Origin of the sequence: Deinococcus murrayi DSM 11303, from assembly GCF_000482805.1 — a bacterium.
GTDB lineage: Bacteria > Deinococcota > Deinococci > Deinococcales > Deinococcaceae > Deinococcus > Deinococcus murrayi.
Genome location: NZ_AXWT01000023.1, coordinates 20281 through 42942, shown reverse-complemented (window position 1 = coordinate 42942; position 22662 = coordinate 20281). Strand labels below are relative to the sequence as shown.

Below are 22662 nucleotides of genomic sequence, written 5' to 3'. Positions count from 1 at the left end.
CGGCTTCAGGCGCGGGGGTCGCGTTTCGGCGCGGCGGGGTCAGCGCTGAGCGGGCGGGCCTGGACGTCGGTGACCGTCACGTCGCGCAGGGGGGCCGTGGCTTGCGGGGGAGGCGCGGGGTCGTGCGTCTCCCGCTTAAACTCGCGGATGCCCTGCCCCAACCCCTTGCCGAGTTCGGGCAGCTTTTTGGCCCCGAAAATCAGGGCGACGACGAGCAAAATCAGAATCAGTTCCAAGGGACCGGGCATACAGACCTCCGGGAGGGGCGCAAGGGGAGTGAGGGGGCGGGCGGCCCCGCCAGACACCCCCTTAGGGTAACGCGGCGGGATGAGGGGGACCCTAGGTTGGGGAGCGCTTGGTCACCTTGCCCAGCCTTATGCGTCTGGGTCATCTCTGGATGTCCTGCTTCCCCTTATCAACCCTGAAGGTATCTGCCCTGGGTCATCCAGTCAGGGGTGCCCACGTATACAGCCGGGTGAGCCGCCCCAAGCCGGGCGGTCAAAGGAGCCGAGAACATGCCCAATATAGGAGCCGCCGAAGTGATGATGATTGCCGTGGTCGCGTTGCTGGTCTTCGGCCCGCGCAGGCTGCCCGAACTGGGCCGCACGGTGGGCCAGGCCCTGCGCGAGTTTCGCCGCACGACCGCCCAGGTGACTGACGAGCTGCGCGGCGGGCTGGAAGACAGGCACGACCGTCCTTGACCCGGCCCGGCTCTGGGGTGCTAGCCTGCCCGCACGCCATGCCTGCTGAGCCTCCCGCCGACCCGACCGACGAGACGTTGTTGCGGCGCATGGCGGAGGGCGACGAGGCCGCCCTGATAGAGCTGCACCGCCGCTATGTCCGCTTGCTGACCGCCCTGGGCTACCGCATGCTGCGTCAGCGCGAAGACGTGGACGCCTGCGTGCAAGACGCTTTTTTCAACGCGTGGCGGCACGCGGGGAGGTTTGACCCGTCGCGGGCGCGGGCGAAGACGTGGCTGGTCAGCATCGCGCACCACCGCTTTCTTCAGCAGTTGCGCGACCGCCCGGAGGTGGGGCTGGAACTGGCCGACTGGGACGCGCCCACCCCCGCTCCCGACCACGAGGGCCGCGTGCTGGTGGGCCGCGCCCTGAGTGTGCTGGACCCCGCGCAGCGCGAGCTGATTGAGCTGGCGTACTACCGGGGCCACTCGCATTCGGAACTGGCTGCGCTGACCGGGTTACCGCTGGGTACGGTCAAGTCGCGCCTGCGCTCGGCCCTGGAGCGGATGCGCGGGGTGCTGCGCCCCCAAGGAGAAGAGACGCCATGACGCCCGACCGTGACGAGCTGCTGGCTTACGCCCTGGGGATTCTTCCCCCGGCGCGGGCGGCACAGGTCGAGGCCGAGTTGGAGCGCGACCCGGCGCTGCGGGCTGAGCTGCGGGCTGACCTGGACGCGCTTGCGCTGCTGCTCGAAGACCTTGACCCCCACGCGGTGCCCGTGCCCGCCGACGCGGAAGCCAAGTTGCTGGCGCGGGTGCGGGCGCAGGAGACAGGAGTGTCGCCCGCCCCCGTTCATGCGCCGCGTCGCTGGCCCGTCGCCCTGGCGCTCGCGGCAGCGCTGGCACTGGCCTTTGTGTGGCTGCCGCGCCCGCCCGCCGACCCGCTGGAGGGCTACCGCCGGGCACCCGGCGCGGTCGAGCGGCCCCTGAGGGCGGATGGCGAGCGCCTGGGCACCCTGGTGGTGTTGCCGGGAGGCCGGGCCTACGTTTTCTTGGAAGTGCCCCCCCCGGCGGAGCGCACCTACCAGCTCTGGAACGTCGCGGGCGACGCACCGGTCTCGCTGGGGGTCTTCTCCCAGGGCCTGCTGGTGAAGAACCTGCCGCCCGGCGCTGTGCTCGCCGTCAGCTTGGAGCCGCCCGGCGGCAGCCCGCAGCCCACGGCCACGCCGCTCTTCGTGCAGCGGCTCTAACAGACCAGCCCTTCATCTAGGCTTCATCGTCGGCCCCCTGGCTCATCCAAGCGCTCCCCGCCGGGATACAGCCCTGGCGAAGGCCCGCGGCCCCAGCCAGGACCAACCGTGCTTGCCGGTGGTGGCGGGGATGCGTGGACCTTTGGCCGCTGACTCGTTCTTTCGCCCCTGTTCTTCTGGAGGACCCCGACATGAGTGACACGCAAGGCCAAAGCGGCAGCACCCGGCGCAAGTTCCTGGGCATGGCCGGATTGATGGGCGCGGGTGCCGTGCTCTCCGGCTGTACGGGCGTGATTGCCGCGCCCCCCACCAAAGCCAACCTCGACGCCGCCATCTTCAACTTCGCCCTGAACCTGGAGTACCTCGAAGCCGCCTTTTACCTCGCGGCGGTCGGACGCCTCGACGAGCTGACGGCAGCGGGCGGCGACGCGAGCAAAGTCATCCTGCCGGCGGGGTTTACCGGACGCGGCGGAGTGGCCGTGCCCGGCTTGACGGGCGACCTGCTGGCGATGGCCCACGAGATTGCCGACGACGAGCTGGCCCACGTGCGCTTCATCCGGGAGGTGCTGAAGACGAATGCTGTCGCGCAGCCGCGGCTGGACCTCGGCCCGGCCTTCGACGCGGCGGGACGGGCGGCGTCGGGCGGCGCGATTCAGGGCTTTAATCCCTACGCGAACGAGCTGTTTTTCCTCCACGGAGCCTTTATTTTTGAGGATGTGGGCGTCACCGCCTACAAGGGGGCTGCCCGCCTCATCTTTGACGACAGCGCGAACGGCAACCTTGAGCAGGCCGCCGGAATCCTGGCAGTCGAGGCCTACCACGCCGGGACCATCCGCACCCAGCTCTACCGCCGCCGGGGGGAGGCCGCCGCGGCGGGCCTCAATGTGGAGCAGGTCGTGCAAGCCATCAGCAATACCCGCGACTCGCTCGATGGAGCGGACGACCGCGACCAGGGGGTCACGGCGACCGGCAACGCGGGCGTCCCGGCCCGCAGCGCCAACATCGTGCCCACCGACGCCAACGGGGTGGCCTTCAGCCGCACGCCGCGCCAGGTGGCAAACATCGTCTTCCTGGCGCAAGGCACAGCGAAGGGGGGGTTCTTCCCCGACGGCCTGAGCGGGAACAGCGTGACGGGCGACTACAGCGCCCTGCTGCGGTTGTAGCAGTCAGGAAGGCCCCGCCGCGTGTTCCAGAGCGCGGCGGGGCTTCCTTTGGTTCTCAGATGCTCCAGCCCCCGTCGACCAGCAGTTCCTGCCCGGTGATGTACCCGGCTTCTGGGGTGGCGAGAAAGGCGACCGCCGCGCCCACCTCCCGCGGCTCCCCAAAGCGGCGGGCGGGGATGCGGGTGGCGAGGGCCGCGGCCTGGGCGGGGTCGGCGTGGAGGGCCTTGAGGCGGTCGGTCGCGGTGTAACCGGGGGCCACCGTGTTGCAGGTCACCCCGTCCGCGGCGACCTCCAGCGCGAGGGTCCGCAGGTGGTTGGTGACGGCGGCCCGCAGCGCGTTGCTCACGGGGAGGTTCAGGGCGGGCCGCCCCACCGTCAGGCTGGTCACCGCGATGATGCGGCCCCAGCCCCGCGCCCGCATCCCCGGCAGGGCACCCTGAGCGAGGCGTACGGTCGAGAGGAAGGTCGTCTCGAAGCCCCGCTGCCAGCCTTCTTCCGTCACCTCGCTGGGGAGGCTGGGGGGCGGCCCGCCCGCATTGCTCACGAGGATGTCCACCTCGCCCGCCGCTTCCAGGGCCGCCCGGACGCCCTCTGGGGTGCTCACATCGGCCACCACCCAGTGCGAGCCGGGAATCTGGTGGGCAGCCTCCCGCAGGGCCTCCTCACCCCGCGCCGCCAGGGTGACGGAAGCCCCCAGCTCCGCGAGGGCCTGCGCCGCCGCCCGCCCGATGCCCTTGCTGCCGCCCGTGACGAGCGCCCGCCTACCATCCAACCGAAACAGAGCCATATGCACGGAAGCCTACCCCCCTGGGCGGGCTAGCATGGGGCCATGAACGCGCCGCGTCTCCTCACCACCGTCCTCACCGGGGTCTCGGCGGCCCTCATCGCCTACAGCGCCTTTTACGTGCGCGGGAATACGGCGGGCGTGCTGCGCTACCTGCGCGAGCGCGGCGACGTGCGCGACCTGGAGGCGAGCGGCGCGGACGCGGCGGCGGTGCAGGCCGCCCACGAGAACCTCACGGCCCTCGCCCTGAGCATCGCCGACCCCGCCTTTGCCGCCCGGATGATTCCGGTCTCGCTGCTGGTCGGGCTGCTGGTGGGGTGGTGGGTGTGGCGCTCCTTCGGCTCGCGGGCGGGGCAGGCGGGGCGCGGCGACGTGCAGGAGCGCATGGTCCTGAAGGTCGCCTACCGCCGGGGCGGGCAGTTCACCGCCGAGGACCTGCGCCGGTTTTCGCCCCTCTCTGAGGAACAGGTAGGCACCGTGACCCGGCGAATGCTGGAAACCGGGCAGCTCGTGCGCGACGGCGACACCTACCGGCTGGCGCGGTGAGCGGCGTGACCCTGACGCCCGCTGACCTCGCCCGGCTGCTGCGCGACGCGCAGGAAGGGCCGCACTACAGCGTGCGGGCGGCCCTCGCGCTGGCCGACGGTCAGCCGCCCCCGCGCATCGCCGCCCTGATCGCGGGCCTGACCGCCCGCAAGCGGGCGCTGTGGGCGGAGATTGCCGCCGCGACCCGCACGCCCCCCCCACCCGACGACGCCGGGCTGACCCGGCTCGCGGCCTGGGAGGCGGGGGCCGCCGCCGCCCTGACCCCGGAGCACCTGCGCCAGCGGGTGGGGGGCCGCCCCACCGAAGAGCTGCTGCTGGAGCACGTCCGGGAGGTGCTGTGGACGGCGGGCCAGATAGCGGCCCACGCGAACCGGGTGCGCCTGGCGTGAGGGGGTGTGGGGGGGCTGCTTCCCTCACCCCTCTCGCAGCTACCCCCACCGCGCCCGGTAGTCGGCTGCCTTCGCCGCGTCCAGAAACTGGTCGATGCCCTCGCGGGCGCTCCCCAGGGGCGGGCGGGTCAGGCCGTGTTTTTGCGGGAACCACAGGTGAACGCGGGCCTGATTGCGGACCTCTACCCGCACGCCGAGGTCGGCAAAGAGGTCGGCGGCACGGCGAATGACGGCGTCCTCGGCCTCGTAGCTGGGGTCCGCGTCCCAGTAAAAGAGGTCGTAGTCGCGGATGCCTGCCTCCGGGGCCTGTCCACCGCGCACATTCCAGACGGTCTGAAAGAGCGCCCCCGCGACGAGGTGCGCCTGGGGTGCGCCCAGCTCTGGCAAGCGCTTCAGAATCGCCGCGTTCGCCCGGTTCAGGCGGATGGTCGCCAGGAACTCCGCGCTGTTCATGGCCGGGGCTGGGCACGTGCCCCCTCCAGCAGCGCCGGAAAGTGCTCCAGGCAGCTCCAGCCCCGTTCCCAGCCCGGCCAGGAGTGGCCCAGGCGCAGCGGCGGCAGCAGGTGGGGCGGCACCTCCAGGCCCCGCGCCCCGGCGACCGCGCCTGCCACGCAGGCCACCGTGTCGCTGTCGTCGCCGCGCAGGACGGCAGGTTCCACGCAGGCCAACCACGAGTCAGCGCGGGCGTGCGCGGCGGCGGCCTCCAGCGTGTCCAGGACGTACCCGCTCTGCGAGGTGACGTGTCCCAACAGGCCAGAGCGCACGCGGGCGCGGACCTCCGAGCGGGCGGCGCGGTCTCCCTCCCGAAAGGCGTCGTGGGCGGGGCGGGTGCTCAGGCCGAGCAGTCCAGCGTCCAGCAGCGCGGCGCGGGCGTCCAGGCGGTCCATCCGTTCCAGGGCCGCGCCCCGGAAACCCGCCAGCCACACGGCGGCAATCCGCATCAGGCCGCCGTTCCCGGCGCTCTGGTGGCCGCTTTCCGTCCAGGCACGCGTTCCTCCCTCCAGCTCGCCCTCCCGCAGCGCCGCCCGCGTCAGGCCGCCCACGTCGGGCGGAGCCGTCCCCAGCCACTCCCGCAGGGCCGCGAGGACGCCGGGCAGCCCCTCGCCCCGTGCGTAGCCCCGCAGGGTCGCCGCCACCATCTGGCTGTCGTCAGTCGCTTCACCCGGCGCGAAGCCGAACACGCTGCCGGGCTGGTAGCTCGTGAAGGTGTCGCCATAGCGGGCGCGGATGGCCTCCGGGGTCCTGAACTCGGTGGCGGCCCCCAGCGCGTCGGCAGCGGTCAGAGAGAGGAGGGTAGGCAGCGCACGCGGGGACATGGGAGGCAGGGTAGCGGAGACGGGTACCCTCGCCGTGCCCGTGTCTGCGTCTTTAGAGCATTGGACAGAAGAACGCCTGATATTCCGACCCTCTCCCCTCGTGGGACTCGCAGAGCTGCTTGCAGAGAGGGCCTTGCGAGAGCTTGGGGTGAGGGGGCATCCAGACCAGCTTGCCGGGCATCTTCTTTCGTCAAACGCTCTAGGCCCCTCCCGTCAGCTCCTCCAGCAGGTAGGCGAGGCGGGTCTGCGCGTTTTCCTGGCTGCCGTACACGCTCCGCAGCCGCTCGCCGCCGGGGGCAAAAGCCAGCCAATGCGGGGTGCCCTCCGTCTCCCAGGCGCGGGCGAGGTCGCCGGACACGTCGAGCGCGACCGGAAAGGGCAAGCGGGCGAAGTCGCGGGCAAAGCGCACCAGCGTCGGCTCGACGTCTTCGCGGGGGAGGAGGCGGTGGCCCCGGCTGGTGTGCAGGGCCAACAAGTGCGCCCGCCCCCCGTATTCGGCGTGGAGCCGCTTGAGAAAGGGGAGGCCCCGCGACACGCACCCCGCGCATTCCAGGTTGAACACCATGACCAGGCCGGGACGGTCCCACGCGGTCGGCGGCGGGAGGGGGTCGCCATGCACGAAGTCTTCGGGTGCGGGCCAGGGGAGGGGAGTGGGGGGCATGGGCCAGAGCGTAGCGCCCCCGGCAGACAGGCCCCGCCCGGCGGAGTGCCCGGCCCGTTACCCTCTGGGCCATGGTGACCGCCCCCTCGGCCTTCTGGCCCCCCTTTTGGCGCGGGTTCCGTGCCCTGACGCCGCTGTGGCTGGGGCTGATTCCCTTCGCGGTGGCCTACGCGGTCACGGCGCGGGCGGCGGGCCTGAGCGTGCTCGACACCCAGCTCATGAGCCTGACCGTCTTTGCGGGGGCTGCGCAGTTCGCGGCGGCGGGCCTGTTCGCGGGTGGGGCGTCGGCGCTCGGCATTGTGGCGACGACCTTTTTGCTCAACGCCCGGCACGTGCTCTACGGCCTGAGTCTCGCCCGGCAGCTTCCCCTCACCGGGGGGCAGCGCCTCGTGGCCGCGCAGTTCCTCACCGACGAGGCGTATGGGGTGGCGGTCGTGCATGGCCCACGCGAGCCGGGCGGCCTGAGCTTCGCCTTTCTGCTGGGCGCTGAACTCAGCCTGTACCTGGTGTGGAACCTCGCCACGCTTGCGGGGGCGCTCGCGGGCGAGGTGCTGCCCAACCCGCAGGCGCTCGGCGTCGGCGTGATTTTCCCGCTCGCCTTCCTGGGCCTGCTCGTGCCGCTGCTGGGAGACCGCAAGGCCGTGCTCGTCGCTCTCGCCTCCGGGGTGGGGGCCTGGGGCCTCTCGCGGGGGCTGCCGGGCGGCGTGGTGGTGCTCGTCGCTGGGGTGGGCGGGGCGCTGCTGGGGGCGTGGCTGGTGACACGAAATCGCGGTGAGTCGAAGACGAACCCGAACGAAGTGAGCAGCGACCAAGACCGGGATTCAGGAGCTGGACGGACCTCCAGCGCTGTTCCGGAGGTCCGGGAAGCGGATGAATCCCGGAGCACGCGCCGGGGGACGGCGTGAGTCCGCTCCCCATCATCCTTCTGATGTGGCTGGCCACCTACCCGGCGCGGCTGCTGGGCCTGTCGCTGGGGAGCTTGCGGCTGCCGCCCTTCTGGCTGGCCTTCTTGCGCTTCGTGCCCGTCAGCGTGTTCGCCGCCCTCATCGTGCCCGACGTGCTGGGCAGCCCGGAGTGGCCCCGGCGGCTGCCCGCCGCGCTGGTGGGGGCGGGGCTGCTGTGGCGCACCCGCAGCCTCGCCCTCGGCATTCTGGGGGGCTTCGTGGCGTACTGGCTGGCGCGGGGGGCGGGGCTGTAGCCCCCGCGGACGCGCTATGCTGGCCCCGCATGACGGTCCAGGGCGGGGTCATCGACGGCAAATACGAGGTCTTGCGCGAACTCTCGCGCGAGGGGCACGTCACCCTCAGCGAGGTGCGGGCGGGTGAGGGCGTCACCCGCCGCCTCGCGTGGTTCGACGTGACCTCGCCCGCCGCCCGGCAGGGCTTTCACGCCTACCGCGCCGCCCTGCGGGGGGTCAACCCGGCGGGCCTGACGGACGTGGTCGCCCGGCCCGGTGCCTACTACGCGGTGTGGCAGCCCGTCTCCGGCACGCCCCTCGCTGAGGTGGCTGCCCAGCCCACCAAGCCCGAAGAGGTCGTGCAGGGGGTGCAGGCCCTCGCTGCCGCGCTCGCCGAGCACGGCTACGCCCTCCCCGATGCCGACGTACTCGTCGACGGCAAGGAGGTGCGGGTGGCCTATCTGCGCCCCGCGCCCTCAGAGCGCACCCCCGAAGAGGTGCAGCGCCTGAATGCGGCGGCCCTTGCGGCCCTGGGCGCGGGGCGCATCAAGCGCAAGCGGGAGCCGGGCGCGTGGCTCACCTTCGTGCCGGGGCTGCTGTTTCTGGGTGGGGCCGCCTACCTGGGGGCGCAGGCCGCGCAGATTTACCTCAACCCCCCCGTGCGCGAGGTCGCCGCGGTGACCGGGCAGCCGGGGCAGCAGGCGGCCCGCGCCCTTACTGACGCGGGCTTCCGGGTCGAGTACACCCTGGGGGACGCTTCCGGGGTCGACGTGGGGGCCGTCATCCGGCAGGACCCGCCCGGCGGAACCAACCTCCCGGTGGGCCGCCTGGTCACCCTGACGGTGAACAACCCGCCCTCGGTGCCCGTGCCCCGACTCGAAGAACTCACCCTCGCGCAGGCCCGCGCCGCCCTGCGCGACGGGGCGCTGGTGCCCGGCAAGATTATTCGCGCCGACGGCACCCTCACCAAAACCCCGGAGGGCCGGGTCATCGCGCAGGTCCCGGAGGCGGGTGCCACCATCGAGCGCGGCCAGCCCGTTTCGCTCATCATTTCGACCGGGGTGCGTGGCAAAGAAACCTACCTGCCCAACCTCACCGGCCTGAAGTACGAGGCCGCCCGCGAGGTCGTGCGCCTCGCCGGGCTGGTGGTCACGCGGGTCGTGCAGCAGCCCAGCGACGCCGCCGAGAACACCATCCTCGACCAGACGCCCGCCCCCTACGTGCGGGTGGCGGTGGGTGGCCCGGTCACCCTGACGGTCGCCACCGCCCGCTACAGCCCGCCCGCCGAGCCTGCCGGGAGCCTGCCGCTGCCGCCGCCCCCGGTGGTGCCAGAGCCGGAGCCGGAAACCGAGCCGCAGACGGCCACCCCATCGGCCCCAGGGTCGTCCGCGCAGTCGCCGAGCCAGACACCTGCTGCGCCGTCCGCCCCGGCTCCAGCCTCGCCGCCCCCGGCCTCCCCGGCACCCGCCGAACCGTCCGCCCCGGTCGCGCCCCCCGAAAGCGTGCCCCAGGAGACGGCCCCGACCCCGCCGGAGGCCGCCGCGCCAGAGCCGCTGCCCGAAGCCACCCGCACCGTCAACTTCCGTTACGAGTTCCCCGCCGACCTTCCCGCCGGGACCTACACCATCTCGGTGCGCGACGCGGACGGCGAGCGGCAGGTCGACGGCCCCTACAGCGGCGCGGACCTCGCGGGCGCGGTGGCCGAGAGCGACCCCGCTGACCCCCTCACCGTGCGGGGCGACGCGGTCATCATCATCCGGCGCGACGGGGCCGAGTACGCCACGATTCGGCCCTAAGGTCGCCTGCGCCGCGCTCCCCCCCTTTCCCCCCGATGATTTACCTCGACTACGCCGCCGCCCACCCCCTCACCCCAGAGGCGCTCGCCGCCTACGCCGAGGCCGCCGCGCTGCCCGGCAATCCGTCGTCCGTCCACGCGGCGGGGCAGGCCGCCCGCGAGCGGCTGGAAGAAGGCCGCGCCCGCGTCGCCGCCGCGCTGGGGGTGGACCCCCGCGCCATCGTCGCCAACGGGGGCGGCACCGAGGGCGACAACCACGTGCTGCTGGGCGTGGCGCAGGCTTGGCGAGAGCGGCACGGTCGCCCTGGTCACCTCGTCACTACCCCCACCGAACACTCGGCGGTGCTGGCCCCGGCCCGCTTTCTCGCCGCGCAGGGGTGGGCGGTGACCTTTCTCACGCCGGACGCGGGCGGGCACTACGACCCGGCGGAACTCGCGGAGGTGCTGCGGGACGACACCGCCCTCGTCTCCATTCACCACGCCAACAACGAGGTCGGCACCGTGCAGGACACGGCGACGCTCGCGGCGGTGGCTGCGGAACGGGGCGTTCCCTACCACACCGACGCGGTGCAGGCCCCCGGCGTGCTGCCCCTCGACCTGACGGGCTGGGGCGTCACTTTTGCCACCTTCAGCGCCCACAAGTGGGGCGGGCCGCGCGGGGTGGGCTTTCTGTACGTGCGCCGGGGAACCGAGCTGCCGCCCGTCACCCTGGGCGGCGGGCAGGAGGGCGGCCTGCGCCCCGGCACCGGGAACACGGCGGGCGTGTACGCAGCGGGGGTGGCGCTCACCGCGGCGGAGGCGGCCCGCGAGCAGACCTTTACCCACCTCACCCGGCTGCGCGCGCGCTTCTTGGCAGGGGTGTCGGGCATTCCCGGCTTGCGCCTCAACCACCCGGCGGACGGCAGCCCCAAGGTCGCTTCCCTGACCGTGCCCGGCGCGGACGGCGAGGCCCTGCTGATGAACCTCGACCTGCTGGGCGTATGCGCGAGCGCGGGCAGCGCGTGCTCGGCGGGGACCATGCAGCCCAGCCACGTCCTGACCGCCCTGGGCCTGAGCGAGGCCGATGCCCGCGCCTCGGTGCGCTTCAGCTTTGGCGCGGCCACGACCGAGGCCGAGGTGGACGCGGCGGCGGCGGCGCTCGTGCAGGCCGCCGAGTTCAGCCGGATGTGAAGGCAGGGGGCATGGCACCCCCCGCGCCCCGCTGCCTACACTCTTCCCATGCACAAGAACATGGGCATCACTGACCGCACCCTCCGCACGGTTGTCGGCGTTGGCCTCATCGGGTTGGCGGCCACCACCCGTGGCCCCGTGGCCCTGGCGAGCGGTGTTCTCGCCGCCGTGATGCTGGGCACCTCCGCCGTGGGCGTCTGTCCGGCTTACGTGCCCTTTGGCATTGATACCCGCGAGGAAAAGCACGCCTAAGGGGCCGTCAGCGCTCAGCCGTCAGCCCTCAGCAATGGGCTGACGGTTCGCTGGGCCGTGGCTGTCAGAAGTGCGTGAGACCCGCCGGGGTATAGCTGTGGCAGAGCACACAAGAGCACACAGATGAACCGGGAAGGAGTCTCACCATGACGAAGACCGCGCTGACCCTCGCGCTGGCCCTGTTGGGGACGGCGGGAGCGAGCAATCTGACTGTCTGGACCCATTTCACGAGCGCCGAAGAAGCGACCTGGCTCCGGCAGCAGGCCGCCGCCTATGGCCGGGCGACGGGCCACCGGGTGACGGTCGTGAGTGTTCCCCTCGACCAGATGGCCGACAAGCTGATTCAGGCCGCCCCCAGGGGACAGGGGCCAGACCTCATTGTGGCTCTGCCTCAAGACCGCCTCGGCCAGCTCGCGGCGGCAGGCGTTATCGAGCCGATGGACCGTTGGGTCTGGAGTGAGGCGGACCTCGACCGCTCGGTCATGCAGGCGATGACCTACCGGGGCAAGTTGCTGGGCCTCCCCATGTTCGCGGAGGCGGTCGCCCTCGTGTACAACAAGCGGCTGGTGCCGCAGGCCCCGGCCACCTGGAACGAGTTCTTGGCTGCCGCCCGCGCCAACACCGGGGACGGCCGCTTTGGCTTCCTGGTTGACCTCAGCAACGCCTACATGAACTACGGCCTGTTCAGCGCCTATGGCGGCTACGTCTTCAAGAATAGCCGCGGCACGCTGGACGCCAGCGATATCGGCCTGAACAACCCCGGAGCGCTGCGGGCGGCGGCCCTGCTGAACGACCTACGCTACAAGTACGGCCTGGTGCCAGAAGGCGTCACCGGAGACGCCGCCAAGAGCGCCTTTTTGGAAGGTCGACTCGCCATGCTCGTCACCGGACCCTGGGACATCGGCGACTTCAAAAAGGCGAACCTGGATTACGGCATCACCGTGCTGCCCCAACCCCCCGGTGCGCCCCAGGCCTGGTCGCCCTTCGTGGGCGTGCAGGGCATCGTTATGAACGCTTACAGCCGGGACAAGGCCGCGGCGGGCCGCCTCGCGCAGGCCCTGGTCACCAGCACGGCGCAGGTGTCCTTCAACCGGGCGGGTGGCCGCATCCCCGTAAGCCTCAAGGCCCGCGCCCAGCTCAAGAGTGACCCGGTCGTCACGGGCTTTAGCCGCGCCATCGCGGCGGGCACGCCGATGCCCAATGTCCCGCAGATGGGCGCGGTGTGGAAACCGTGGTCCGACGCGGTGGCCCTCAGCGTGCAGTCGCGCAGCCCGAACTACGCCGCCATCTTCGGCAAGGCGGTGCAGGACATCCGGGCGGCCCTGCGGTAGGGAGAGACGCCATGGCCATGAAAACCCTGCCCCGCGTCCGGCCCGCAGCGGCGCTCGGCCTCAGTCTGCTGGCCGGGGCAGCGCTCGCCGCCCCCCAGCGGTCCCCCAACTTTTCCGTCGACTGGAGCCAGGTGTCGCCCGCAGCCAGCCGGACTTTCGCCTCCTACAAGGACACGCCCTACCTGCGTGACGCTGGCCTCTTTAAGGCAGCGGCCCAGGAACTCGACCGTCAGTGGACCGCTCAGGGCCAAGCCGGACGCTGCGACCTCAAGACCACCGAAATCGTGACCTTTACCCTGGCCAAGCCCGGCGACCTCACCCCCCTGGAGGCGGCGGTGCTCGGCCAGCTGAAGGGACGACGGGTCGACCCCATCGGAGCCGATTCACCGCCCAAGTTCTTCCGGGTGACCGGGGGCGGCAAGACCGTCGCCCTCGGCTTCGGGCGGGTCTTCTTGCCGGGGCGTCCCCCGGTGCTCACGGTGCGGGCCTGCCAGATGCGCTGAGGCTCAGCCCCCATACACCCGCGTCTCCAGCCCCGGAAACGCTCCCTCCAGCTCCCGCGCCAGCTGCCGCAGCCCCCACAGTTCGCTGCGGCGGTGCCCCAGCGCGACCACCCCCAGCCCCTGCTCCTGCGCGGCCCCCACCGCCGAGGGCCGCAGTTGCCCAGTGAGGTAGACCCGTACCCCCAGCCCCGCGACGTGCCCGACGAGCGCCGGATTCATCGCGTTCATGAGGGCCAGCCGCAGCGACCCGGCGGGCGGCTCTGGCGACCAGGCGGTGTCCTCGCCGCCGAGTTCGGCGTGCAGGGCGGCCCGCAGGTCCTCCCAGGTGCGCTGCGGCGGCGTCGCGCGGATGCCCACGGCGCGGCCCTCCCACACGACCTCTTCTAGGTCCGTCCAGCCCAGCGCCCGCGCCAGCCGCACGTTCGGCCCGGTCGTCAGGTGCGTGTCAAAGCCGTCGTGGGCGGCCAGCACGCCCAGCCCCGGCCAGCCGTCCCCCACCCGGCGCGAGCGGTGCAAGAAGAGGGCGTCGGCCCCCAGCGTCGGCGGCAGGTCGCCCGGCTCCAGCGCGAGGGCCAGCCGCCGCACCTCGGCGGGACCGTCCCGGCGCAGGGGCTGAGGCTCGCCGAGTTCGGCCCGGAGCCAGCGGGCGAGGTCGGTGAGGGTGGGTGGGGTCATGGGGTCAGGATGCCCTCAGCGCGGCGGCGAGGCTGTCGCGTCCCTGCCAGTCCAAACGGCAGGGTCCCGCCCCCCTCCCCGGCAGCGAGACCCCCCTGGCTGAACGCTGAGGGCTGACGGCGGATAGCTCCCTTAAAACTGCGCCAGCACCGCCTCCAGCCGCTCCTTTTGCGCCGAGAAGTCCGCCACCCGGCGCCGCTCCTCCTCCACGACCTCCTGCGGGGCGCGGGCCACGAATCCGGCATTGTTCAGCTTGCCCTGCGCCTGCCGAATCTGCTTGTCCAGTTCGGCCAGGCGCTTTTGCTGCTTGGCAAGCCAGTCCTGGAGGTCCACCGTGCCCTCCAGGGGAGCGCGGACGGTCACGCCCTGCTCGACGGCGCTGAGGGTGCGGCCCGCCAGCCCCGGCACCAGCGTCACGCGGGCGATGCCCTCCACGATGCGGGCGTTCTCGTGCACGGTCGCGGCGAGGTCGCCCTCCACGGCCACGCCCAGGCGGTCTTGGGGCGCGAGGCCCAGCTCGTTCTTGAGGGAGCGGGCGGCGCTCACGGCGGCCCGCAGCGCGTCAAAGGCGCGGGTGGCCTCCGCGTCGTGCAGGGCGGGGTCGGGCTGCGGCCAGGAGTGCAGGGCGACCTGGCGGCGGTGGCCGAGGTGCGCGTACAGCTCGGAGGTGATAAAGGGCAGGAAGGGGTGCAGCAGCTTCAGGATGTGCTCCAGCACGGCCTTGAGGGTGGCGAGGGTGCCGAGCTGCCCCGCTGCCAGCGCGGGCTTGGCCGCCTCGATGTACCAGTCGCAGAACTCGTCCCAGGTAAAGGCATACAGGGTGCGAATCGCCGCGCCGATGTCGTACTCGTCAAGCTTCGCCGTCACTTCCGCCGTCACCGCGTTCAGGCGGCTGACTATCCAGCGGTCGGCCAGGGTGAGGTCAGGGCGGTGGCGCAGGGCCGCGAGCACGTCCCGGCTGCGCATGGGGTCGCTGCCGTGCGCGTCGGGGGCTTCCGCCGCGCTGCGCACGTAACGGGTCAGCTCGTCGTCCCCCGTGAGCTGGGGGACCGCCTCCGCGAGCCGCAGCCGGGCAAAGCGGGCCGCGTTCCACAGCTTGTTCGCAAAGTTGCGCCCCTGCTCAAAGCGGCGGGGGTCGTGCCGGATGTCCTGCCCGCCCGTGCTGAGGCTGGTAAACGCGAAGCGGCAGGCGTCCACCCCGTACTCGTCAAAGAGGTCCAGGGGGTCGATGCCATTCCCCTTGCTCTTGGACATCTTCTGGCCTTTGCTGTCGAGGTACAGGCCGTGCAGCATCACCGTCTCGAAGGGCGCTTGCCCGGTCAGCGCGTATCCGGCCATCTGCATCCGCGCCACCCAGAAAAAGAGGATGTCGTACCCGGTCACGAGCACCTGCGTCGGGTAGAACTTGCGGAAGTCCTCCGAGTCGGTGTCGGGCCAGCCCAGGGTGGAAAAGGGCCAGAGGTTGGAGGAAAACCAGGTGTCGAAGACGTCCGGGTCGCGGCGCAGGGTGAGGTGGGCGTACCGGGGGTCCTGGTCGCAGTCGAGGTCGGGGTTCTCTGGGTCGGGCACGTAGACGTTGCCCTCCTCGTCGTACCAGGCGGGAATCTGGTGGCCCCACCACAGCTGGCGGGAGATGTTCCAGTCGCGGATGCCGAGCAGCCAGTCGCGGTTCACCTTGCCGTAGCGCTCCGGCGTGAGCCGAATCTCGCCCGCGCCGAGGCCCTCCAGCACCCGCTCGGCCATCGGCTTCGTGTGCACGAACCACTGGGTCGAGACGATGGGTTCCACGGGCACCTTCGTCCGCTCGCTCAGGCCGATGGCGGTCTCGTGGTCCTTTTCCTCCACGAGGGCACCGGACTCGGCCAGCGCCGCCACAACGGCCTTGCGGGCGGCAAAGCGTTCCATCCCCCGGAAGGCTTCGGGCACGAGGTCCGACGTCAGGTGCCCGTGCAGGTCGATGACGCTGGGGCGGGCGAGGCCATGCCGCTCGCCAATCTCGAAGTCGGTGGGGTCGTGCGCGGGCGTAATCTTCAAGGCCCCCACCCCGAACTCGCGCTCCACGGCCTCATCCGCGATGATGGGGATAAAGCGGTCGGTGAGGGGAATCCGCGCCCGCTTCCCGACCAGGTGGGCAAAGCGCTCGTCTGCGGGGTGCACGGCAATCGCCTGGTCCGCGAAAATCGTCTCCGGGCGCACGGTGGCGATGAGAATCTCGCCGGGGCCTCCATTGCTGGCGGGGGTCTGCGGGTCCTCCAGCGGGTAGCGGAGGGTGTACATCTTGCCCTTGCGCACCTCGCGCACGACTTCGAGGTCGCTCAGGGTCGTCTGCGAGGCCGGGTCCCAGTTCACGATGCGCTCGCCCCGGTAGGCGAGGCCCTGGTGGTAGAGGCGCACGAACTGCGCCCGCACGGCCTTGCTCAGGCCCTCGTCCATCGTGAAACGCTCGCGGGTCCAGTCGGCGCTCACGCCCAGGCGGGTGAGCTGCTCCAAAATCATCCCGCCCGACTCCGCCTTCCACGCCCAGACGCGCTCCAAAAAGGCCTCGCGGCCCAGGTCAAAGCGGGTTTTGCCCTCCTCCTTGAGTTGCCGCTCGACAACCACCTGCGTGGAGATGCCCGCGTGGTCGGTGCCCGGCAGGTACAGCGCCTCGAAGCCCGCCATGCGCTTGTAGCGAATCAGAGTGTCGATGAGCGTGTTGTCGAGCGCGTGCCCCAGGTGCAGGTTGCCCGTCACGTTGGGCGGCGGAATCACGATGGTAAAGGGCGGGCGGGCGCTGCTCGCGTCGGCGCGGAAGGGTTCGGTGCGCCAGCGCTGCGCCCAGGCGGGTTCGATGGCGGCGGGGTCAAAAGCCTTGGCGAGGGCGGCGTCGTTCGTGGGGGGGGGGGGAAGGTCGGTCATGCGGGGGTCTCCTGTGCCGAAGTGGAAAGGGGCAGCCGAGCAACAGCGTCCCGTCTGCCGAAGCGGCTCACGGTGCTCAAGCTGCGGACGAGACCTCCTGTGCCAAGCCGTCAGGGTCCCGCGGTACCACCGCACTTCCCCCACCCTGGGCGGGGGCACTCTGGAGCGCTGTGACGGGCGCGTCCCGGAGGGTTCTACTCGGCTCCCATCAGGTGCCTTTCTTCCCCCACGCTCGCGGGCGACATTCCCCGGTGCGCCTTCCCGCGGGGGCTTTCAGCCACGGCCCCGGCTCTCTGTGGGTGCGCTATACGGGTACTCCTCCCGGTCGCTGCCCCGCGAGTCTAGAACGTGGGGGCGGGGGGCGCAACGTCCCCGGCGCTCACGCCACCTCCACCAGCCCCGCCGTCACAAAGGGGTGCAGGGTTTCCAGGGCGCTGCGGGGCGACAACTCGCAGCGGTCGAGCAGGGTCCGCAGCGGCAGGCCCTCCGGCACGAGGCTCAGGGCCACGTACTGCGCCCGCGTCACGGGCTGGGCGTCCGTCCAGCGGGCGGTAAAGCGCAGCGGGCGGCTCCAGTCGGGAAAGGTGCGCAGCAGCGGCCCCCAGGCGTCCGTCTCCTCGATGAGGCGGCGCAGGGCGGCCTCGCGCCGCAGCGAGAGCGTACGCTCGCTGGCCGGAACATCGGGGGCAAAGGTGAACTGCCCGCTGTCGAGCGTGCTCAGCACTTGCAGGGCGCGTTCGCCCGTCAGCCCTCCAGAGCGGGCGTGGACCAGCTCGCCCGGCTCCAGCCACACCTCGCCGCCCCGTGCGTGCGCCACGCTCAGTCGCCCCCGGCGACCGCTTGACAGCAGCATCTGCATCACGGGCAAAAACCCAAACACCGCCAGCTCACCGCGCACCATGCCCGGCAGTCTAGGGGGAGCAGTCGTGCAGAGGTCTGACAGAGGGGTTCTACCCTCAAACCGCGAGGGAGGGGCCACCCGCAGGCAGCCCCCCCGACATCCCAATCCTGTGGCCTCTTCGGCCAATCAGTCGATGCTGGCCCGCCAGCGCCACTCGCTGGCCTTTTTCATCACGTGGGCCAGACCGCCCGTGATGGCGAGCTTCTGGTTCCAGGGGAGCTTCATCCAGCCCACCGCCATCAAGCCGCCCAGCGAGACGAACTCGCCCAGGGTGGTCGGCTCGTAGGGTTCGAGCGCCTCGCCGCGCACCAGCCGCAGAATGTTCTTGCCCGTCAGACGGCCCTGTTGCCCGGCGTGCTGCGCGGTGGTGGGCACGGGCTTGCCTTCCTGATTGAGGGCCAGGCCCATGTCCCCGATGACGAAGACGTCGGGGTAGCCCTTGGCCCGCAGGAACTCGTCCACGGCGATGCGCCCGCCGGGACCCTTTTCCAGCCGCTCACCCTTGACGATGTCGCGGGCCTGGATGCCGCCCGTCCAGATGATTTTGCCCGCCTCGATGACCTTTTCCTCGCCATCCTGCGTCTGCACGGTGACGCTGCCTTCGGTTGCCCGCGTGATGCGGTGCCCGACCAGAATCTCGATGCCGTAGTCGCGCAGCACGCGCTCGGCCTTCTGACGCAGGGCCTCGTCGAGGATGGGCAGAATCTTGGGTCCGGCTTCTACCAGGTAGATGCGGAAGGGCGGCAGGCCCCGCGCCTTGGAGAGCAGCTCGGCCCGTTGCGCCAGCTCGGTGACCAGCTCGACTCCGGTCAGGCCCGCGCCGCCCACCACGATGTCGCGGTTGCCACGGTACTCGCCGGAATACACCTGGTTGACAAAGGAATAGATTTCGTCGGCGTCGCTGAGCTGCTTGAGTTCGGAGGCGTGCTCGGCCAGCCCCGGAATCCGGTAGAAGTTCGTGACCGACCCCAGGCCCACAACGAGCGTGTCGTAGGTCAGCACGCGGCCATCTTTGAGGATGACCTCGCGGGCGTCGATGTCCACGCTCTCGACCGCAGCTTGCTCAAACGCCACCCCCGTCCCGCGCAGCAGGGGCTGAATGGGCAGGGTCACGCGGGTGTTGTGGGCCGCGGCTTCGTGCAGCCGGGTTTCAAAGGTATGAAAGGGGTTTTGCTCGACCAGCAAGGCTTCGAGGCCCGGCGTGGGCTTGAGCTTGGTGGCCGCCGCGAGGCCCGCGTAGCCAGCACCGAGGATGAGGGTCTTCATGCATACACTCCAGTGAAGGAATTCACGAGTTGGCTCCAGATGCAGGGTTGCCCCACAAAAAGCCGCCGGGGGGATACACCCCGGTCGTGACAACAGCGTACAGCTTACACCAACTCGGTCTGTCACCGGGCATACCAGGGCGGGATGGCCAAAGCCCCAGCTCAAGGCTGAGGCTCTGAACATCCCTTGCTGGCGAATGGCGGGCCGCTTACTCGTCCTCGTGCATGCCCGGCGTGTGGGCGTGGCCGTGCTCCAGCTCCTCGGTGGTGGCGTCGCGCACCGCCCGCACGGTGACGTCAAAGTTGAGGACCTTGCCCGCCAGGGGGGCGTTGAAGTCGACCTGTACGGTCTCGCCGTCGACCGACAGGACCGTGAAGGGGAGCACCGAGCCGTCTTCGGCCTGGGCGTAGTAGGTCGCGCCGACCTCAATGTCATCCTCAAAGTCCTCGCGGTTGAGGGCCTCGACGTTGCCTTCGTCGCGCTCGCCGTAGCCGTCTTCGGGCTGCACGGTGACATGCAAGCTGTCGCCGGGGCGCTTGCCCTCCAGCGCCCGCTCCAGGCCGGGGATGATGTTGCTGTGGCCGTGCAGGTAGGTCAGCGGCTCGCCCGGCTCGCTGGCGTCGACAACCTCGCCGTCCACCTTGAGTACGTAATCAATCTCGACGACCTTGTCCTGGGTGATGTGCATAGAAAACTCCCTTCAGGGAAAGAGGCGGGGGCAGCGGGACGGACTTGCCCCCGGAGTGTACCCCTTTCGGCCTGTCTGCCCCCCACCGCCGCTCTATGCTGCCCCCATGTCCCGCCCGACTTTTCCCATGCACGTCAGTGTCTTCGACGCGCGGGCGATGCTCGCGGCGTTGCTGCCCCCCCCCGTTGCCGAGACGGTCTCTTTGTCCGGGGCGCGGGGCCGCCTCCTCACTGCCGACCTCGCCGCCCGCGTCAGCCATCCCAGCGTCACCGAAAGTGCGCTCGACGGCGTGGCGGCGCGGGAGGCGGACACCTGGGGGGCCAGCCCGGACGCGCCCCTGCGCCTGCGGGTGCTGGGCGAAAGCCGAGCGGGGCAGCCGTTCACGGGCACGGTGGGGCCGGGCGAGTGCGTCCGCATCTACACCGGAGCGCCGCTGCCCACGGGCGCGGACGCGATTGCCCCGGTCGAGCAGCTCGCGGAGGATGGCCCCGCCCACGTGCGGCTGCGCCGCCCCGCCCGCCGCAGCGACGTGCGGCCTGAGGGCGGGGACTTCCGGGCGGGCGAGACCGTGTTGCGCGCCGGAACCCTGCTCACCCCGCCACGGGTCGCGCTCGCGGCGGCGCTGGGGTACGCCGAGGTTCCCGTGCGCCGCCGCCTGCGGGTGGCCCTGCTCTCCACCGGGGACGAGGTGCGCGAACCTGGCGAAACCCTCCTGCCGGGGCAGGTTTACGACAGCAACCGCTATGGCCTCGCGGCGGGGCTGGAGGAATGCGGCTGCGACGTGCTCGACCTCGGCCACACTCCCGACAGCCCTGCCGCGCTGGCGCGGTCCCTGGCGGCGGCGGGCGGCGCTGACCTGCTGCTCACGAGCGGCGGCGTCAGCATGGGCCGGTACGACTTCCTGCGCGACCTGCTCCTAGAGCGGGGCGAGGTCGCCTTCTGGAAGATTCGGATGCGGCCCGGCGGCCCCGCGATGCTGGGGCGCTGGGGAGGGCTTCCCGTCTTCGGGCTGCCCGGCAACCCGGTGAGCAGCCTCGTCGTGTTTGGGCTGGTCGTGCGCCCGGTGCTGACGGGGCAGCCCCCCCGGACGCTGCGCCTGCGGGCCGCCACCCCCTTTCCCAGCCTCCCCGACAAGACAGCCTACTGGCGTGGGGTCGTGTCGGGCGGCGAGGTCCGCGACTATGGCCGCCAGGGCAGCGGCGTGCTGCGCTCGCTGGGCGAGGCGGACGTGCTCGTTGTCGTCCCCGAAGGGCGGTCCGCCGTGGGGGTGGGGGAGGAGGTGGAGGTGGTGTGGCTGTAGGGGCCAGTTCGCTACAACAGCGCTCGGTGGTCCGCCAGCATGCAGCGGTCTTGCACCACGTCGATACCGCGGCCCATCAGCGCCCGCGCCGTGTGGTCATCGCGGATACCGAGTTGCAGCCAGACCACGCGGGGGAGGGGCTGCATGGCGAGGATGTCATCCAGATGCTCGCGCACCCGGTCGCTGCGGCGAAAGACATCCACCACCCCCACCGGGGTGCGAATCTCCGCGAGGGTGGCCACCGCCCGCTGGCCGAAGTAACTCTCGCCCCGCGCCGCGAGGGCCGGATTGACCGGAATCACCGTGTAGCCCTGGCGGTGCAGGTACTCCGGGACGTAGTGGGCGGGCTTGGTCGGGTCGGGATGAAAGCCGACCACGGCAACCACCCTGTGTTCCTCCAGGACGCGCCGAACGTCGGCCCTGCTCTCCAGCAGGGTCATGCGCCCCTCCCCCCCAGCTCGGCGTAGGCGGCGCGGGCGGCGTCGAGGGTGGCGTTCAGGTCGTGGTCGGTGTGCGCCCCCCCCACGAAGATGCTCTCGAACTGCGAGGGTGCCCAGTAGACCCCCCGGCCCAGCATCGCCTGGAACCAGATGGCAAAGGCGGCGGTGTCGCTGCGGGCCGCGTCCGCGTAGGTGCGGATGGTTCCGTCGGGTGCGTCTTGATGAAAGGCCGTGAGCATCGAGCCGATGTGGTTCACGCTCAGGGGCACGCCCGCCGCCCGCGCCGCCTCGCGCAAGCCGCCCGCGAGGGCGCTCGTGTAGGCCTCCAGCCGCTCGTAGAGGCCGGGGTCCTCCTCCAGCACCCCCAGCGTGGCGAGGCCCGCCGCCATCGCGAGCGGATTGCCGCTGAGGGTCCCCGCCTGGTACACCGGACCCTGCGGGGACACGAAGTCCATCACGTCGGCCCGTCCGCCGTAGGCCCCCACGGGCAGCCCGCCGCCGATAATCTTGCCCCAGCAGATGAGGTCGGGCTTTAGCCCCAGCAGGCCCGTCGCTCCGTTGATGCTCAGGCGGAAGCCCGTCATCACCTCGTCCGCAATCAGCAGGGTGCCCTGCTCACGGACCCGGTGCAGCGCCGCCAGGAACTCCGGCGTGGGAATCAGGACCCCGGCATTGCCCACCACCGGCTCAAAGATGACGGCGGCGACCTCCGCCCCCCGCTCCTGCATCAGCGCGTCCAGCGCCGCCGGGTCGTTGTACTCGCTCACCAGCGTGAGGGCCGCGTATTCCTCCGGGACCCCGGCGCTGCTGGGGGCCGCCTGGCCCAGCGCCCCCGCCGCGTTGGTCAGCAGGCCGCTGCCCGCCTCGACGAGCAGGCCGTCCGCGTGGCCGTGGTAGTTGCCCCGGAACTTGAGGATGAACTTGCGCCCGGTAAAGCCCCGCGCCAGCCGCAGGGCGCTCATGGTGGCTTCGGTGCCGCTGTTCACAAAGCGTACCCGGTCCACCCCGGTGAGGCGGGTGACGGTTTCGGCCAGCTCTACCTCCCGCTCGTTCGGTGCCCCAAACGACGTGCCCCCCGCGAGGGCTGCCGCAATCGCCTCCCGCACGGCGGGATGATTGTGTCCCAGAATCATCGGTCCCCACGAGCCGATGTAGTCGAGGTAGCGGGTGCCGTCGGCGTCGGTGAGGAAGGCGCCGTGCGCTTCCCGGATAAAGCGGGGGGTGCCGCCCACGCTTCGGAAGGCCCGCACCGGGCTGTTCACGCCGCCGGGCGTCACGGCGCGTGCGCGGGCAAACAGCGCCTCCGAGCGGGCGGTAGCAGGAAGGAACTCGGTGGTCATGGGTCTACCTTACGGGGTCTGGGGGGCGAAGAAAGCAACCAGCGGCCAGCTTCCAGACACCAGCCAAAGAAAAGCTCCCGCCTGGGCGGGGAGCCGTCCTCTACGGAGCTGCGTCGGTGCGCTGGACGCTGGCCCCGT

26 protein-coding genes are annotated in these 22662 nt (G+C 71.4%); 14 read left to right on the top strand and 12 right to left on the bottom strand.

All coding sequences use genetic code 11. The features are described 5' to 3' along the window. Positions 1-5: 5 nt before the first annotated feature. A complete protein-coding gene (gene tatA / locus H565_RS14450) occupies positions 6-248 on the bottom strand; it encodes a twin-arginine translocase TatA/TatE family subunit (RefSeq protein ID WP_034406689.1) in 243 nt (80 codons plus the stop codon). A 267-nt stretch (positions 249-515) separates the two neighbouring features. On the opposite strand from tatA, the gene H565_RS14445 reads away from it, so the two are divergent. The 4 genes from H565_RS14445 (at position 516) to H565_RS0105790 (ending at position 3092) form a co-directional block, all read left to right on the top strand. Beyond that, a complete protein-coding gene (locus tag H565_RS14445; protein ID WP_034406550.1) occupies positions 516-701 on the top strand; it encodes a Sec-independent protein translocase subunit TatA/TatB in 186 nt (61 codons plus the stop codon). A gap of 38 nt (positions 702-739) precedes the next feature. After that, a complete protein-coding gene (locus H565_RS0105800) occupies positions 740-1288 on the top strand; it encodes an RNA polymerase sigma factor (RefSeq protein WP_027460215.1) in 549 nt (182 codons plus the stop codon). Further along, positions 1285-1929, top strand: a complete 645-nt coding sequence (locus H565_RS0105795) for an anti-sigma factor (protein ID WP_027460214.1) — start codon at positions 1285-1287, stop codon at positions 1927-1929. The genes H565_RS0105800 and H565_RS0105795 overlap by 4 nt, the downstream gene beginning before the upstream one ends. A gap of 191 nt (positions 1930-2120) precedes the next feature. After that, positions 2121-3092: a ferritin-like domain-containing protein gene (locus H565_RS0105790; RefSeq protein ID WP_027460213.1), complete on the top strand. Its 972-nt coding sequence runs from the start codon at positions 2121-2123 to the stop codon at positions 3090-3092. A 55-nt stretch (positions 3093-3147) separates the two neighbouring features. On the opposite strand, the gene H565_RS0105785 is transcribed toward H565_RS0105790, so the two are convergent. After that, positions 3148-3879 carry an SDR family oxidoreductase gene (locus H565_RS0105785; protein WP_027460212.1) on the bottom strand — a complete coding sequence of 244 codons (732 nt, stop codon included), beginning with the start codon at positions 3877-3879 and terminating at the stop codon, positions 3148-3150. A 42-nt stretch (positions 3880-3921) separates the two neighbouring features. Here H565_RS0105785 and H565_RS0105780 point away from each other — a divergent pair, with 42 nt between their 5' ends. Together H565_RS0105780 and H565_RS0105775 are read left to right on the top strand one after the other, a co-directional pair. After that, on the top strand, positions 3922-4422 hold the full coding sequence (locus H565_RS0105780; protein WP_027460211.1) for a hypothetical protein: 501 nt from the start codon (positions 3922-3924) through the stop codon (positions 4420-4422). A gap of 5 nt (positions 4423-4427) precedes the next feature. Beyond that, positions 4428-4811, top strand: a complete 384-nt coding sequence (locus H565_RS0105775; protein ID WP_034408541.1) for a hypothetical protein — start codon at positions 4428-4430, stop codon at positions 4809-4811. A gap of 39 nt (positions 4812-4850) precedes the next feature. Here H565_RS0105775 and H565_RS14440 read toward each other — a convergent pair whose 3' ends face one another. The 3 genes from H565_RS14440 to H565_RS0105760 all read right to left on the bottom strand — a co-directional run bounded on the left by H565_RS14440 (position 4851) and on the right by H565_RS0105760 (position 6788). Further along, the gene (locus H565_RS14440; protein WP_034408518.1) at positions 4851-5264 is read right to left on the bottom strand and encodes a nucleotidyltransferase family protein; all 414 of its coding nucleotides are present in this window, start codon (positions 5262-5264) and stop codon (positions 4851-4853) included. Next, positions 5261-6127 carry an ADP-ribosylglycohydrolase family protein gene (locus tag H565_RS0105765; protein WP_027460209.1) on the bottom strand — a complete coding sequence of 289 codons (867 nt, stop codon included), beginning with the start codon at positions 6125-6127 and terminating at the stop codon, positions 5261-5263. The genes H565_RS14440 and H565_RS0105765 overlap by 4 nt, the downstream gene beginning before the upstream one ends. A gap of 199 nt (positions 6128-6326) precedes the next feature. Then, positions 6327-6788 carry a TlpA family protein disulfide reductase gene (locus tag H565_RS0105760; protein ID WP_027460208.1) on the bottom strand — a complete coding sequence of 154 codons (462 nt, stop codon included), beginning with the start codon at positions 6786-6788 and terminating at the stop codon, positions 6327-6329. 71 nt (positions 6789-6859) lie between these two features. Between H565_RS0105760 and H565_RS14435 the strand changes: the two genes are divergently transcribed. The 7 genes from H565_RS14435 (at position 6860) to H565_RS0105725 (ending at position 13016) form a co-directional block, all read left to right on the top strand. Beyond that, complete coding sequence (locus H565_RS14435) at positions 6860-7693, top strand: AzlC family ABC transporter permease (protein ID WP_084542907.1); 834 nt, start codon at positions 6860-6862, stop codon at positions 7691-7693. Beyond that, a complete protein-coding gene (locus H565_RS0105750; RefSeq protein ID WP_027460207.1) occupies positions 7690-7986 on the top strand; it encodes an AzlD domain-containing protein in 297 nt (98 codons plus the stop codon). The genes H565_RS14435 and H565_RS0105750 overlap by 4 nt, the downstream gene beginning before the upstream one ends. Positions 7987-8015: 29 nt before the next feature. After that, a complete protein-coding gene (locus H565_RS0105745; protein WP_027460206.1) occupies positions 8016-9761 on the top strand; it encodes a PASTA domain-containing protein in 1746 nt (581 codons plus the stop codon). Between the two features lie 35 nt (positions 9762-9796). Further along, the gene (locus H565_RS0105740) at positions 9797-10930 is read left to right on the top strand and encodes a cysteine desulfurase family protein (RefSeq protein WP_027460205.1); all 1134 of its coding nucleotides are present in this window, start codon (positions 9797-9799) and stop codon (positions 10928-10930) included. Positions 10931-10978: 48 nt separating this feature from the next. Then, a complete protein-coding gene (locus H565_RS0105735; protein ID WP_027460204.1) occupies positions 10979-11182 on the top strand; it encodes a YgaP family membrane protein in 204 nt (67 codons plus the stop codon). 146 nt (positions 11183-11328) lie between these two features. Further along, the gene (locus tag H565_RS0105730) at positions 11329-12513 is read left to right on the top strand and encodes a sugar ABC transporter substrate-binding protein (RefSeq protein ID WP_027460203.1); all 1185 of its coding nucleotides are present in this window, start codon (positions 11329-11331) and stop codon (positions 12511-12513) included. Positions 12514-12524: 11 nt separating this feature from the next. Next, positions 12525-13016 carry a hypothetical protein gene (locus H565_RS0105725; RefSeq protein ID WP_027460202.1) on the top strand — a complete coding sequence of 164 codons (492 nt, stop codon included), beginning with the start codon at positions 12525-12527 and terminating at the stop codon, positions 13014-13016. A gap of 3 nt (positions 13017-13019) precedes the next feature. On the opposite strand, the gene H565_RS0105720 is transcribed toward H565_RS0105725, so the two are convergent. The 5 genes from H565_RS0105720 to H565_RS0105700 all read right to left on the bottom strand — a co-directional run bounded on the left by H565_RS0105720 (position 13020) and on the right by H565_RS0105700 (position 19444). Beyond that, positions 13020-13691, bottom strand: a complete 672-nt coding sequence (locus tag H565_RS0105720; protein ID WP_027460201.1) for a Nif3-like dinuclear metal center hexameric protein — start codon at positions 13689-13691, stop codon at positions 13020-13022. A 132-nt stretch (positions 13692-13823) separates the two neighbouring features. After that, complete coding sequence (locus H565_RS0105715; protein ID WP_027460200.1) at positions 13824-16589, bottom strand: valine--tRNA ligase; 2766 nt, start codon at positions 16587-16589, stop codon at positions 13824-13826. A gap of 379 nt (positions 16590-16968) precedes the next feature. Then, positions 16969-17490, bottom strand: coding sequence for a DUF4388 domain-containing protein (locus H565_RS0105710; RefSeq protein ID WP_027460199.1), 522 nt, complete (start codon positions 17488-17490; stop codon positions 16969-16971). Positions 17491-17616: 126 nt separating this feature from the next. After that, positions 17617-18756 (bottom strand): NAD(P)/FAD-dependent oxidoreductase, encoded by a 1140-nt coding sequence (locus H565_RS0105705; RefSeq protein WP_027460198.1) that lies wholly within the window; start codon positions 18754-18756, stop codon positions 17617-17619. 208 nt (positions 18757-18964) lie between these two features. Next, a complete protein-coding gene (locus H565_RS0105700) occupies positions 18965-19444 on the bottom strand; it encodes an FKBP-type peptidyl-prolyl cis-trans isomerase (RefSeq protein WP_027460197.1) in 480 nt (159 codons plus the stop codon). A 106-nt stretch (positions 19445-19550) separates the two neighbouring features. On the opposite strand from H565_RS0105700, the gene H565_RS0105695 reads away from it, so the two are divergent. Further along, entirely contained in the window at positions 19551-20744 is a 1194-nt protein-coding gene (locus H565_RS0105695; protein ID WP_027460196.1) for a molybdopterin molybdotransferase MoeA, read from the top strand. An 11-nt stretch (positions 20745-20755) separates the two neighbouring features. Here the strand turns inward: H565_RS0105695 and H565_RS0105690 are convergent, their stop codons facing one another. Further along, a complete protein-coding gene (locus tag H565_RS0105690; protein WP_027460195.1) occupies positions 20756-21184 on the bottom strand; it encodes a CoA-binding protein in 429 nt (142 codons plus the stop codon). After that, positions 21181-22524, bottom strand: coding sequence for a glutamate-1-semialdehyde 2,1-aminomutase (gene hemL, locus H565_RS0105685; RefSeq protein WP_027460194.1), 1344 nt, complete (start codon positions 22522-22524; stop codon positions 21181-21183). Before hemL ends, H565_RS0105690 begins: the two co-directional genes overlap by 4 nt. Positions 22525-22662 lie beyond the last annotated feature (138 nt).

Excerpts from the sequence above, each read along its gene's own strand:
- tatA (WP_034406689.1), bottom strand. The coding sequence starts at position 248 with ATGCCCGGTCCCTTGGAACTGATTCTGATTTTGCTCGTCGTCGCCCTG.
- H565_RS14445 (WP_034406550.1), top strand. The coding sequence starts at position 516 with ATGCCCAATATAGGAGCCGCCGAAGTGATGATGATTGCCGTGGTCGCG.
- H565_RS0105800 (WP_027460215.1), top strand. The coding sequence starts at position 740 with ATGCCTGCTGAGCCTCCCGCCGACCCGACCGACGAGACGTTGTTGCGG.
- H565_RS0105795 (WP_027460214.1), top strand. The coding sequence starts at position 1,285 with ATGACGCCCGACCGTGACGAGCTGCTGGCTTACGCCCTGGGGATTCTT.
- H565_RS0105790 (WP_027460213.1), top strand. The coding sequence starts at position 2,121 with ATGAGTGACACGCAAGGCCAAAGCGGCAGCACCCGGCGCAAGTTCCTG.
- H565_RS0105785 (WP_027460212.1), bottom strand. The coding sequence starts at position 3,879 with ATGGCTCTGTTTCGGTTGGATGGTAGGCGGGCGCTCGTCACGGGCGGC.
- H565_RS0105780 (WP_027460211.1), top strand. The coding sequence starts at position 3,922 with ATGAACGCGCCGCGTCTCCTCACCACCGTCCTCACCGGGGTCTCGGCG.
- H565_RS14440 (WP_034408518.1), bottom strand. The coding sequence starts at position 5,264 with ATGAACAGCGCGGAGTTCCTGGCGACCATCCGCCTGAACCGGGCGAAC.
- H565_RS0105765 (WP_027460209.1), bottom strand. The coding sequence starts at position 6,127 with ATGTCCCCGCGTGCGCTGCCTACCCTCCTCTCTCTGACCGCTGCCGAC.
- H565_RS0105760 (WP_027460208.1), bottom strand. The coding sequence starts at position 6,788 with ATGCCCCCCACTCCCCTCCCCTGGCCCGCACCCGAAGACTTCGTGCAT.
- H565_RS14435 (WP_084542907.1), top strand. The coding sequence starts at position 6,860 with ATGGTGACCGCCCCCTCGGCCTTCTGGCCCCCCTTTTGGCGCGGGTTC.
- H565_RS0105745 (WP_027460206.1), top strand. The coding sequence starts at position 8,016 with ATGACGGTCCAGGGCGGGGTCATCGACGGCAAATACGAGGTCTTGCGC.
- H565_RS0105740 (WP_027460205.1), top strand. The coding sequence starts at position 9,797 with ATGATTTACCTCGACTACGCCGCCGCCCACCCCCTCACCCCAGAGGCG.
- H565_RS0105735 (WP_027460204.1), top strand. The coding sequence starts at position 10,979 with ATGCACAAGAACATGGGCATCACTGACCGCACCCTCCGCACGGTTGTC.
- H565_RS0105730 (WP_027460203.1), top strand. The coding sequence starts at position 11,329 with ATGACGAAGACCGCGCTGACCCTCGCGCTGGCCCTGTTGGGGACGGCG.
- H565_RS0105725 (WP_027460202.1), top strand. The coding sequence starts at position 12,525 with ATGGCCATGAAAACCCTGCCCCGCGTCCGGCCCGCAGCGGCGCTCGGC.
- H565_RS0105720 (WP_027460201.1), bottom strand. The coding sequence starts at position 13,691 with ATGACCCCACCCACCCTCACCGACCTCGCCCGCTGGCTCCGGGCCGAA.
- H565_RS0105715 (WP_027460200.1), bottom strand. The coding sequence starts at position 16,589 with ATGACCGACCTTCCCCCCCCCCCCACGAACGACGCCGCCCTCGCCAAG.
- H565_RS0105710 (WP_027460199.1), bottom strand. The coding sequence starts at position 17,490 with ATGGTGCGCGGTGAGCTGGCGGTGTTTGGGTTTTTGCCCGTGATGCAG.
- H565_RS0105705 (WP_027460198.1), bottom strand. The coding sequence starts at position 18,756 with ATGAAGACCCTCATCCTCGGTGCTGGCTACGCGGGCCTCGCGGCGGCC.
- H565_RS0105700 (WP_027460197.1), bottom strand. The coding sequence starts at position 19,444 with ATGCACATCACCCAGGACAAGGTCGTCGAGATTGATTACGTACTCAAG.
- H565_RS0105695 (WP_027460196.1), top strand. The coding sequence starts at position 19,551 with ATGTCCCGCCCGACTTTTCCCATGCACGTCAGTGTCTTCGACGCGCGG.
- H565_RS0105690 (WP_027460195.1), bottom strand. The coding sequence starts at position 21,184 with ATGACCCTGCTGGAGAGCAGGGCCGACGTTCGGCGCGTCCTGGAGGAA.
- hemL (WP_027460194.1), bottom strand. The coding sequence starts at position 22,524 with ATGACCACCGAGTTCCTTCCTGCTACCGCCCGCTCGGAGGCGCTGTTT.